The sequence below is a fragment of the Tahibacter sp. genome, from assembly GCF_035481375.1.
GTDB lineage: Bacteria > Pseudomonadota > Gammaproteobacteria > Xanthomonadales > Rhodanobacteraceae > Tahibacter.
Genome location: NZ_DATIGT010000249.1, coordinates 1 through 9,582, shown reverse-complemented (window position 1 = coordinate 9,582; position 9,582 = coordinate 1). Strand labels below are relative to the sequence as shown.

Genomic DNA, 9,582 nt, shown 5'->3' with positions numbered 1-9,582 from the left:
GGCGTCGATCGCGGCGAGGTGCGCTGGGAACTGATCGGGCGGCACAACGTCATGAATGCACTCGCCGCGCTGGCCGCGGCCGATGCGGCCGGTGTCGACGTCGCTGCCGCGATCGCGGCGCTCGCCGGCTTTCGCAGCGCGAAGCGCCGGCTGGAGCGGGTCGCCGATATTGCCGGAATCCAGGTCTACGACGACTTCGCCCACCACCCGTCGGCCATCGCGACGACGCTCGCGGGACTGCGCGCGCGGGTCGGCACCGGTCGTATTCTCGTCGGCCTGGAGCCGCGCTCGAATTCGATGCGCCAGGGCGCTCATGCGCACGAGCTGGCCCCGTCGTTGCGCGACGCCGATGCGGTCGTGCTGCTGCAGCGCCCGGAATTGCCGTGGGATGCTGCGCGCGTCACCACCGCGCTCGACGGACGCGGCCAGACCGCGGCCAGCGTCGACGCGCTGATCGCGGCGCTGCGCGCGCAGGCGCGCGCCGGCGACCACGTCGTTTTCATGTCCAACGGCGGATTCGAGAATGCGCCGAGACGCTTCGCCGCACAGCTCGGCGACGCGCCGGTCTGATCCCCGACCGCACGCGTGCCGGCGCATGCATGCCCTACACTGCTGCCGTGAATCAGGACGACATCCCGCTGTTTCCGCTGAACGCCGTGCTGTTTCCGGGCGGCGTGCTGTCGCTGCGGATCTTCGAGCCGCGCTACCTCGATCTGGTGCGCGACTGCAGCCGCAGCGACAGCGGCTTCGGCGTCTGCCTCATCCTTGCGGGGCGCGAAGCGGGCGAACCGGCGACACCGGCGGCGGTCGGCACGCTCGCGCGCATCGAGGACTTCTACGCGCTTCCGGACGGGTTGCTCGGCATCCGTGCGCGCGGCAGCCGGCGTTTTCGTGCGGCGACGACGCGCGTGCGCGACAACGGGCTCGTGCACGGCTTCGTGCGCTGGTGGCCTGACGAACCGGAAGTCGCGATGCCGCCGGAATACGGATTGCTCGCGACGATCCTCGAACGCCTGCTGGAGCAAGTCGGTGGCGACCACGCGCGCGCCGAACGGCGGCGCTTCGACGACGCGAGCTGGGTCGGCTTCCGTCTGGCCGAACTGCTGCCGGTGGCCGCGGCCGAGCGGCAGCAATGGCTGCAGCTGACCGACCCGCTCGAACGCCTGGACGGACTCATGCGCTGCATGCCGCGGTTTCAAGCCGGTTAGCGCCTCTTGCCCGATCCGTGCGACTCGCGGATGCTGGTGCGCCCTGACGTGATCGGAAATTCCATGAGCCACCTCAAAGGCCGCACGCTGTTCATCACGGGTGCCTCGCGCGGCATCGGTCTGGCCATCGCCAAGCGGGCCGCGCGCGACGGCGCGAACATCGTGATCGCGGCGAAATCCACCGTCGCGAATCCGAAACTGCCGGGCACGATCTACACGGCCGCCGAAGAAATCGAAGCGGCCGGCGGCAAGGCGCTCGCGCTCAAGGTCGACGTGCGCGAGGAGGCCGAGGTACAGGCCGCCGTCGCGCAGGCCGTCGAGCGCTTCGGCGGCATCGACATCGTCGTCAACAACGCGAGCGCGATCTGGCTCGCCGGTCTGTCCGGCACGCCGATGAAGCGCTACGACCTCATGCATCAGGTCAACGTGCGCGGCAGCTATCTCGTCACTCAGGCCTGCCTGCTGCAGCTCAAGAAATCGTTGAATCCGCACGTGCTGATGCTGGCGCCGCCGCTCAACATGGCGAGCAAGTGGTTCCAGCACCACACCGCCTACACCATGTCGAAGTACGGCATGAGCATGGCCGCGTTCGGTCTGGCCGCGGAACTCGCCAAGGACGGCATCGCCGTCAACGCGTTGTGGCCGCGCACGGTCATCGACACGGCGGCGCTCGCGATGCTCGGCGGCATGGCGCGCCCGGAAAACTGTCGCAAGCCGGAGATCATGGCCGACGCCGCGCACTGGATCTTCACGCAGCCGGCGCGCCAGCTCTCGGGCCAGTTCCTGCTCGACGAAGAGGTGCTCAAGCGCGCGGGCGTCAAGGACTTCGGCCACTACGCCGTCGCGCCCGGAAAGACGCTGCTGCCGGACTTGTTCCTGGATTGACGCGTCCCCATCGAAAAGCGTTTCCCGATCGACGGAGTCATGTCATGCGATATCTCCACGCGATGGTGCGCGTCCGCGATCTCGACGCCAGCATGCGGTTCTTCAGCGACGCGCTCGGCCTCGTCGAGACGCGGCGCAGGGACTATCCGCAGGGCCGTTTCACGCTCGTCTACCTCGGCGCGCCGGAAAACCCGGAGGCCGAGGTCGAACTGACCTGGAACTACGACGACGAGGACTACGGCGGCGCACGCAATTTCGGCCATCTCGCCTTCGGCGTCGACGACATCTACGCGGCCTGCGAGCGGCTGCAGAGGCACGGCGTCACGATCAATCGTCCGCCGCGCGACGGCCGCATGGCCTTCGTGCGTTCGCCCGACCAGATCTCGATCGAACTGCTGCAGAACGGCGCTGCGCTGCCGCCGCGCGAGCCGTGGATGTCGATGCCGAACGTGGGCGCCTGGTAGTCGAACTAACCGAGCGCCTCGGCGAGATCGGCGATCAGGTCGTCGGTGTGTTCGAGGCCGACCGACAGCCGCAGCAGATCCTGCGGCGATACCGGGTTCGTGCCTTCGACCGATGCGCGGTGCTCGATCAGCGTCTCGCAGCCGCCGAGACTTGTTGCGTTGTGGATGAGTTTCAGGCGGCCGGCGGCGGCGAGGGCCGCATCGCGTCCGCCGGCGACGCGGAAACTCAACATTGCGCCGAAGTCCCGCATCTGCCGCTGCGCCACCGCGTGACCGGCATGGGTCGGGAGCCCCGGATAGTTGACCGCGCTGACGCGTGCGTGAGCCGCGAGAAATTCCGCGATGCGGCGCGCGTTCGCACAGTGCCAGTGCATGCGCGCCGGCAATGAGCGCAGCCCGCGCAGGGTCATCCACGCATTGAACGGTGCGAGCACGCCGCCGGTTACGTGGCGGCGATGCGCGACGCGTTCGCACAGCTCGCCGCGCTGCGTGAACACGAGAGCTCCGCCCATGACGTCGCTGTGTCCGCCGAAATACTTGGTCGTCGAATGCATGACGACGTCGGCACCGAGCGCGAGGGGCTGCTGCAGCACCGGCGTCGCGAACGTGTTGTCGCAGAACACGAGGGCGCCGCGGCGATGCGCGCAGTCGACGATCGCCGCGATGTCGGCGACGCGCAGCTGCGGGTTCGACGGCGTTTCGAGCCAGATCGCGCCGGCGTCCGCGGCGAATGCGGCGTCGACGGCAGTCAGATCGGCGGTGTCGACGCGCTGCGCGGAAATCCCGCCGCGCGGCAGGAATTCGTCGGCCAGCACGCGCAGGCCGGTGTAGCAATCGGTCGGCACGAGCAGCGTCGTGCCGGGCGCGAGCGATTCGAGCAGCGCGGTCATCGCCGCCATGCCCGAGCCGAACGCCAGCGCGGCCTCGCCGTGTTCGAGCGCTGCCAGTGCGGTTTCGAGGCGCTCCTGGGTCGGGTTGCCCTCGCGTACGTACTCGAAGCCTGCGACGCGCTCGCCGGCGGGACCGTGGCGGAACGTCGTCGCCATGTGGATGGGCGGGGCGATCGCGCCGGTCTCGGTGTCCGGTTCGCCGCCGGCGTGGACGGCCAGGGTCTCAAGGCGCATGGGCGGTTCCTGCTGTGTGAATCCGGTCAGTGTGCGCAGCCGATTCAAAAAACACAAAAGACCGAAGTCGAATCCGTGCGAGCGCCTGCGCGGGGGACTTATGCGCTACCGGAACGCGTGCCGGTCGCGCGCATAATGTGCGTCCCGTTCCGGTACAGGTGTCGCCGTGACCTCCTCGTCCTCTTCCTCCGGCCCCGCTGCGCTGCTCGCGCGTGCCGACCGCTATTACGTGCCGGTCTACCAGCCCCGCCGCATCGTGCTCGAGCGTGGACAGGGTTCGCGTGTGTGGGACAGCGACGGTCGCGACTATGTCGACTTCAGTGCGGGCATCGCGGTCAACTCGCTCGGCCACGCCGATCCCGAATTGCTCGATGCGTTGACGGCGCAGGCGGCCAGGCTCTGGCATACGAGCAATGTTTTCGTCAGCGAACCGCCGCTGCGGCTGGCCGAGGAACTCGTCGTCGCATCGGCGTTTGCCGAGCGCGTGTTCCTCTGCAATTCGGGCGCCGAGGCCAACGAAGCCGCGATCAAGCTCGTGCGGAAATGGGCCGCGGCCGCAGGCAGGCCGCCGGAGCGCCGCGTGATCATCACTTTCCACGGCTCGTTTCACGGCCGCACGCTCGCCGCCGTCACGGCGACCGCTCAACCGAAATATCAGCACGGCTACGAACCGCTGCCCGGCGGCTTTCGTTACTGCGGCTACAACGATCTCGCTTCGGTCGAAGCGGCGATGGCTGCCGGCGACGTCGCCGCCGTGCTCGTCGAGCCCGTGCAGGGCGAAGGCGGCGTCGTGCCGGCCGCAGACGGCTTTCTCGCCGGACTGCGTGCGCTTTGCACACGTCACGACGCGCTGCTGGTTTACGACGAGATCCAGTGCGGCATGGGTCGCAGCGGAAAACTCTGGGCCTGGCAGAACGACGGCGTCGCGCCGGACATACTCTGCGTCGCGAAGGCGCTCGGCGCCGGATTCCCGATCGGCGCGATGCTCGTCGGTGCGCGCGCCGCCGAGGTCTGGCAGTTCGGCGCCCACGGCACGACGTTCGGCGGCAATCCGCTGGCGGCTGCGGTAGCGCGCGTAGCCGTGCGCCGCCTTGCGCAGCCGGAACTGCTCGCCAACGTGTCACGGCAGTCGGCCGCACTGCGTCGCGGGCTCGGCGAAATCAACGATCGCCTGTCGCTGTTCGAACAGGTGCGAGGCCGCGGTCTCATGCTCGGCGCCGTGTTGAACGAGCCGTGGCGCGGAAAGGCGGGGGCGATTCTCGATCGCGCCGCGGAAAACGGTCTGCTGTTGCTGCAGGCCGGCCCTGACGTGCTGCGCTTCGTGCCGGCACTGAACATCACGGACGAAGACATCGCCCTGGGACTGCAGCGCCTCGACGCGGCGCTGCAGTCGCTGATCGCGGGCTAGGCGTCGCGCGCTTCCAAAAGCGCCGCGCGCGCGGCGACCAGCGTTTCGCCGATGACATCGTCGTTGTGCGCGCTGGACAGGAATCCCGCTTCGAATGCCGACGGCGCGAGATAGACGCCGCGTCCGAGCATGCCGTGGAAGAAGCGATTGAACAGCGCGGTGTCGCAAGCCGTAGCCTGAGCGAAGGTCTCGACGGTCTGATCGGTGAAGAAGATGCCGAACATGCCGCAGACGCGATTCGTCGTCAGCGCGACGCCGGTTTCGCGCGAAAGTGCATGAAGGCCGTCCGTGAGCAGCCGCGTCTTGCGATCGATTTCCTCGTAGAAACCCGGCGTCTGGATGAGATCGAGCATCGCGAGGCCGGCCGCCATCGCGACCGGATTGCCCGACAGCGTGCCGGCCTGGTAGACCGGTCCGCTCGGTGCGATCTGCTGCATGATCTCGCGCCGGCCGCCGTAGGCGCCGACCGGCATGCCGCCGCCGATGATCTTGCCGAACGTGCTGAGGTCGGGCGTGATGCCGTAAAGCGCCTGCGCGCCGCCGAGCGCGACGCGAAATCCGGTCATGACTTCGTCGAAAATCAGCAGCGTGCCGTGGCGAGTGCAGAGTTCGCGCAGCGCGTTCAGATAACCGGGGCGCGGGAGGATGCAGTTCATGTTGCCGGCAACCGGTTCGATGATGAGGCCGGCAATGTCGTTGCCGTGCTCGGCGAACAGCGTTTCGGCGGCTGCGAGGTCGTTATAGGGCAGCGTCAGCGTCAGGTCGGCGAGGCCGGTCGGCACGCCCGGCGAGGTCGGCACGCCGAACGTGAGCGCGCCGGAGCCCGCTTTCACGAGAAACGCGTCGCCATGGCCGTGGTAGCAGCCCTCGAATTTCACGATCTTGCTGCGGCCGGTATAGCCGCGCGCAAGGCGGATCGCCGCCATCGTCGCCTCGGTGCCGGAATTCACCATGCGCACCATTTCCACGGACGGCAGCAGGCGCGTGAGCGTCTCGGCCATCGTGACTTCGGCGGCGCACGGCGTGCCGAAGGACAGGCCGTCCCGGATGGCGCGCGCGACCGCTTCACGCACGGTCGGATGATTGTGGCCGACGATCATCGGGCCCCACGATCCCACGTAGTCGATATAGCGCTTTCCTTCGACATCCCAGAGGAACGGGCCGTCGGCGCGGGTCGTGAAGAAGGGCTCCCCGCCGACCGATTTGAACGCGCGCACGGGGGAGTTGACGCCGCCGGGCAGCAACTGACGGGCGCGTTCGAACAGGGCGTGATTGCTGGTCATGCGGAAACCTTCGCGGAAGCGGGAAACAGGGAACCGAAGCGGCGCGCCGCCTCGCAGGGGTCGGGTTGGCCGAACACTTCGCTGACGACGGCGAGATAGTCGGCGCCTGCCTCGATCAGCGGGGTGGCATTGTCGGGGTTGATTCCCCCGATTGCCACGCGGGGCAGGCCGAACTCGGCGCTGGCGCGCAGCAGGCCGATATCGGCGCGACGGGCAAGCGGTTTGGTCGGCGACGGATAGAACGCGCCGAATGCGAGGTAGTCGGCGCCGGCAGCAGCGAGACGTTGCGCCCGTTCGAGGTCGTCGTAGCACGACACGCCGATGACGGCATCGGTGCCGAGGCGCCGTCTGGCTGTCGCGAGATCGGCGTCGTCGGCACCCAGATGCACCGCTCTCGCGCCGCAGGCTAGCGCAAGATCGACATCGTCATTGACGACGAACAGCGCGCCGGCTTCGGTGCACAGGTTCAGCAGCAGGCGCGCTTCGGCGAGCCGGCGCGTCGTGTCCGTCGTCTTGTCCCGATACTGCAGCAGCGCGGCGCCGCCCCGCAGTGCGGCCGCGGCCGCTTCGGCCAGATCGGGGCGGGGGCCGTCCGTTATCACGTAAAGGCTGGCGGCGGGCAGTAGCGGGTGGCGCATCGGGCGAGTGGTATCGCAAGTCAGGCGGTCGCTTATTCTGGCGGATTTGAAGCCGGACGCATTGCGCTGCGACAATGCGCGCCCCTCGTTCACGCGCGCCCGCCATGTCCGCAGCCTCGACCGTTACCGACGCACCGTTTCGCACCTACATGTGCGTCGTCTGCGGCTATCTCTACAACGAGGCGGAAGGCTGGCCCCAGGACGGCATTGCTCCTGGCACGCGCTGGGAAGACGTGCCCGATACGTGGACCTGCCCCGATTGCGGCGTGACGAAGTCGGACTTCGAAATGGTCGAGGTCGGCTGAGCAGAAACCCGCTGGCTGTTCAGTGCAGGCGGCCGGCCTGCGAAGAACTTTCGATCAGCTGTGCCATGACCGCGTCGGCGTCGTCGGCCTGCGGCATCAGCGCGAGATAGCGCCGGAAGTCTTCGCAGGCGGCGCGATGGTGGCCGAGTTTCAGGTAAAGACGACCGCGCTCGCGGGATTCCGCGACATCGAACGGATCGAGCATCACGATGCGGTCGGTGCACCGCAGCGCCTTGTCCCAGGCCTCGCTCTCGATATATCCGAGCCGCAGATTGCGCAGCATGCGAGTCAGGATCGCACGGTGACTGGCCGGCTCCAGCAGATGCGCCAGTCGCTGGTCGTCGATATCGCGCGCCGACAGTTCGCTGCGCGCGCGGCGGCGCAGCTCCGGCAGGTCCAGGGTCCGGCCGCGGTGAAACGGATCGAGCACGACGATGCCGTCGTCGAGCGGCATGCGCACGAGAAAATGGCCCGGGAACGAGACGCCTTCGAGCGGCAGTCCCAGTCGCTGGGCCAGCGTTATCTGGACGATCGCCAGGGAAATCGGATTGCCGAGGCGACGGTCGAGAACCTCGTTCAGATAACTATTGCGCGGATTGAAGTAGTCGTGTTCGTCGCCGGCAAAGCCTAGATCCTCGAACAGAAACCTGTTGAGACGGCTCAGCCGGAGCGCGTCGGAGGCTTGCGTCGGCAGTTCGGCGGTAAGTCGCGAAGCGTACTCATCCACGCGAAGCTCGTAGCTCGTGCAGGACAGCGAAGGGTACTCGTCCTTCGCGACGAGCAATGCGGCTGACAACAATGAAATTTCGTGGTCGACCGCATGCTGCAGGCCCAACCAGGGATCGTTCATCGAGCGTCTCCGGCAGCTTCCGCCCGATAGTAACCGAAGGGGGCTACGGCGCCAGCGCGACTGTCACGATTACGCCATTCCGAGGACAGCGAGCGGGCATGTGCGGGCTGCCTAATAGGTTAGCGCCGCCCTCTATGGCGACAAGGCAGATAAGACGATGCAACGGTTCGTACCGGTGACCGATGACGATTTCGAGGCGATGGCGGGACTGCAGCTGAGGTTGGTCCCCTACCAGGTGGGTCTGCCATGCCATCACGCGCTGGAGGAGGGCGTGATCGCGCCGGCCGCGGAATCTCAGCGATGGAACTCCAGCTCGTCGCCGGGCTTCACGCCGAGCTTGTCGGCGGTACCGCCGTTGAGTTCGAGCACGTACTTGGCTGGGCCGCTGCTCGGATACGAAGGACAGGGGTCCGCCTTGCAGGGTGGCACGTTGCTCTGCAGCGAGACCAGCCGGAACTTCTTGTCGAAATAGAGCATGTCCAGCGGGATCAGCGTGTTCTTCATCCAGAACGCCTGCATGAATTCGTCGCGGAAGATGAAGAACATGCCGCGGTCCGGCGACATTTGTTCGCGAAACATGAGGCCGCGCGCATGCTGTTCGTCGTTCTCGGCAAGCTCGACATAGAACGTCTTGCCCTTGAGCACGACATAGGAGATGGCCTGGGCGTTGACGCTGGAACAGATAAAGAGACTCAGTGCGGCCATCGTCCGCAGAGCGCGAAGAAACATGGCGGATTTCCTTGCTGGCGTTCGTTGCAATCGGAAGGGAAGAGAGGCTCTCAGCGGGACCGCTGATGCTGGTCAATCAGTGTCGCGAGCGTCGAAAAATGTTCCGGCGACATGTCGTAGAACTCGACGCCGACCCGGTCGTTGACGATGTGCTGCACCAGAACGTCGGCGACGAATTCTGGTTGCCCGGAAAAGCTGAGTACGACATACGTGCGTTCGCCCGCGGTAAGAGGCTGGCCTTCGACCAGCTCGAGCATGGCGCCATTGACCGACAGATCGAGTATGCGTCCGGGTTTGCTGCGTCCGGCCGCCTGCACGTAGTAGATGCCGGATGTCGCATAACGCGGCTCCTGGCGGCGATCGTCGTAGAGCTCTCCCATGTGACTCACCGTGCGAAAAAGCGTCCGATGATCCTAGCACAGCGGTCTGACACGACCGGCTGGTGTTCGGCCGCTCATGCAAGTGCTCCTGCCACGCGGCCGACATGATTATTTTCGTGAAAGCTCTTCCCATGTCCGATGCCCGCAAGTATTATTCGCGCCCCTTTGCTGAGGCGATGAAGTCGAGGCGGGGGGCGGATCGCAAGATTCGGGCGGGTTGTACGGTGGTTCGGTTGGCTGATTCGGCGATGGAAAGAAGGTCGTCGGGAGGGGTTGACGAAGTACGAACTGGCGGTATGATTCGCGCC

The 9,582-nt window shown here is 66.8% G+C and carries 13 protein-coding genes; 7 read left to right on the top strand and 6 right to left on the bottom strand.

Going from position 1 to position 9,582, the window contains the following annotated elements:
- The 4 genes from VLF18_RS16415 to VLF18_RS16400 all read left to right on the top strand — a co-directional run.
- Positions 1 to 570, top strand: a 570-nt coding sequence (locus VLF18_RS16415; RefSeq protein WP_325280707.1) for a glutamate ligase domain-containing protein, incomplete at its 5' end; no start/stop codon positions are given.
- A gap of 29 nt (positions 571 to 599) precedes the next feature.
- Positions 600 to 1,208: an LON peptidase substrate-binding domain-containing protein gene (locus VLF18_RS16410; RefSeq protein WP_325280706.1), complete on the top strand. Its 609-nt coding sequence runs from the start codon at positions 600 to 602 to the stop codon at positions 1,206 to 1,208.
- A 63-nt stretch (positions 1,209 to 1,271) separates the two neighbouring features.
- Positions 1,272 to 2,093, top strand: coding sequence for an NAD(P)-dependent oxidoreductase (locus VLF18_RS16405; protein WP_325280705.1), 822 nt, complete (start codon positions 1,272 to 1,274; stop codon positions 2,091 to 2,093).
- Between the two features lie 44 nt (positions 2,094 to 2,137).
- On the top strand, positions 2,138 to 2,557 hold the full coding sequence (locus VLF18_RS16400; protein WP_325280704.1) for a VOC family protein: 420 nt from the start codon (positions 2,138 to 2,140) through the stop codon (positions 2,555 to 2,557).
- A gap of 5 nt (positions 2,558 to 2,562) precedes the next feature.
- Here the strand turns inward: VLF18_RS16400 and VLF18_RS16395 are convergent, their stop codons facing one another.
- The gene (locus VLF18_RS16395) at positions 2,563 to 3,681 is read right to left on the bottom strand and encodes a trans-sulfuration enzyme family protein (protein WP_325280703.1); all 1,119 of its coding nucleotides are present in this window, start codon (positions 3,679 to 3,681) and stop codon (positions 2,563 to 2,565) included.
- Positions 3,682 to 3,847: 166 nt separating this feature from the next.
- On the opposite strand from VLF18_RS16395, the gene VLF18_RS16390 reads away from it, so the two are divergent.
- A complete protein-coding gene (locus VLF18_RS16390) occupies positions 3,848 to 5,089 on the top strand; it encodes an acetylornithine/succinylornithine family transaminase (RefSeq protein ID WP_325280702.1) in 1,242 nt (413 codons plus the stop codon).
- On the opposite strand, the gene hemL is transcribed toward VLF18_RS16390, so the two are convergent.
- Together hemL and thiE are read right to left on the bottom strand one after the other, a co-directional pair.
- Positions 5,086 to 6,372 carry a glutamate-1-semialdehyde 2,1-aminomutase gene (hemL, locus tag VLF18_RS16385; protein ID WP_325280701.1) on the bottom strand — a complete coding sequence of 429 codons (1,287 nt, stop codon included), beginning with the start codon at positions 6,370 to 6,372 and terminating at the stop codon, positions 5,086 to 5,088. The genes VLF18_RS16390 and hemL overlap by 4 nt on opposite strands.
- Positions 6,369 to 7,010 (bottom strand): thiamine phosphate synthase, encoded by a 642-nt coding sequence (thiE, locus tag VLF18_RS16380; protein ID WP_414717236.1) that lies wholly within the window; start codon positions 7,008 to 7,010, stop codon positions 6,369 to 6,371. Before thiE ends, hemL begins: the two co-directional genes overlap by 4 nt.
- 104 nt (positions 7,011 to 7,114) lie before the next feature.
- Here thiE and VLF18_RS16375 point away from each other — a divergent pair, with 104 nt between their 5' ends.
- The gene (locus tag VLF18_RS16375) at positions 7,115 to 7,315 is read left to right on the top strand and encodes a rubredoxin (RefSeq protein ID WP_325280699.1); all 201 of its coding nucleotides are present in this window, start codon (positions 7,115 to 7,117) and stop codon (positions 7,313 to 7,315) included.
- A gap of 19 nt (positions 7,316 to 7,334) precedes the next feature.
- Here the strand turns inward: VLF18_RS16375 and VLF18_RS16370 are convergent, their stop codons facing one another.
- The 3 genes from VLF18_RS16370 to VLF18_RS16360 all read right to left on the bottom strand — a co-directional run bounded on the left by VLF18_RS16370 (position 7,335) and on the right by VLF18_RS16360 (position 9,274).
- The gene (locus VLF18_RS16370) at positions 7,335 to 8,165 is read right to left on the bottom strand and encodes a SirB1 family protein (protein WP_325280698.1); all 831 of its coding nucleotides are present in this window, start codon (positions 8,163 to 8,165) and stop codon (positions 7,335 to 7,337) included.
- A gap of 294 nt (positions 8,166 to 8,459) precedes the next feature.
- Complete coding sequence (locus VLF18_RS16365) at positions 8,460 to 8,894, bottom strand: DUF192 domain-containing protein (protein WP_325280697.1); 435 nt, start codon at positions 8,892 to 8,894, stop codon at positions 8,460 to 8,462.
- A gap of 50 nt (positions 8,895 to 8,944) precedes the next feature.
- Complete coding sequence (locus VLF18_RS16360; protein ID WP_325280696.1) at positions 8,945 to 9,274, bottom strand: PilZ domain-containing protein; 330 nt, start codon at positions 9,272 to 9,274, stop codon at positions 8,945 to 8,947.
- Positions 9,275 to 9,378: 104 nt separating this feature from the next.
- On the opposite strand from VLF18_RS16360, the gene VLF18_RS16355 reads away from it, so the two are divergent.
- Positions 9,379 to 9,582, top strand: a 204-nt coding sequence (locus VLF18_RS16355; RefSeq protein WP_325280695.1) for a hypothetical protein, incomplete at its 3' end; no start/stop codon positions are given.

What these genes read in the sequence shown, in the direction of transcription:
- VLF18_RS16410 (WP_325280706.1), top strand. Translation starts at nt 600, where the DNA reads ATGCCCTACACTGCTGCCGTGAATCAGGACGACATCCCGCTGTTTCCG.
- VLF18_RS16405 (WP_325280705.1), top strand. Translation starts at nt 1,272, where the DNA reads ATGAGCCACCTCAAAGGCCGCACGCTGTTCATCACGGGTGCCTCGCGC.
- VLF18_RS16400 (WP_325280704.1), top strand. Translation starts at nt 2,138, where the DNA reads ATGCGATATCTCCACGCGATGGTGCGCGTCCGCGATCTCGACGCCAGC.
- VLF18_RS16395 (WP_325280703.1), bottom strand. Translation starts at nt 3,681, where the DNA reads ATGCGCCTTGAGACCCTGGCCGTCCACGCCGGCGGCGAACCGGACACC.
- hemL (WP_325280701.1), bottom strand. Translation starts at nt 6,372, where the DNA reads ATGACCAGCAATCACGCCCTGTTCGAACGCGCCCGTCAGTTGCTGCCC.
- thiE (WP_414717236.1), bottom strand. Translation starts at nt 7,010, where the DNA reads ATGCGCCACCCGCTACTGCCCGCCGCCAGCCTTTACGTGATAACGGAC.
- VLF18_RS16375 (WP_325280699.1), top strand. Translation starts at nt 7,115, where the DNA reads ATGTCCGCAGCCTCGACCGTTACCGACGCACCGTTTCGCACCTACATG.
- VLF18_RS16370 (WP_325280698.1), bottom strand. Translation starts at nt 8,165, where the DNA reads ATGAACGATCCCTGGTTGGGCCTGCAGCATGCGGTCGACCACGAAATT.
- VLF18_RS16365 (WP_325280697.1), bottom strand. Translation starts at nt 8,894, where the DNA reads ATGTTTCTTCGCGCTCTGCGGACGATGGCCGCACTGAGTCTCTTTATC.
- VLF18_RS16360 (WP_325280696.1), bottom strand. Translation starts at nt 9,274, where the DNA reads ATGGGAGAGCTCTACGACGATCGCCGCCAGGAGCCGCGTTATGCGACA.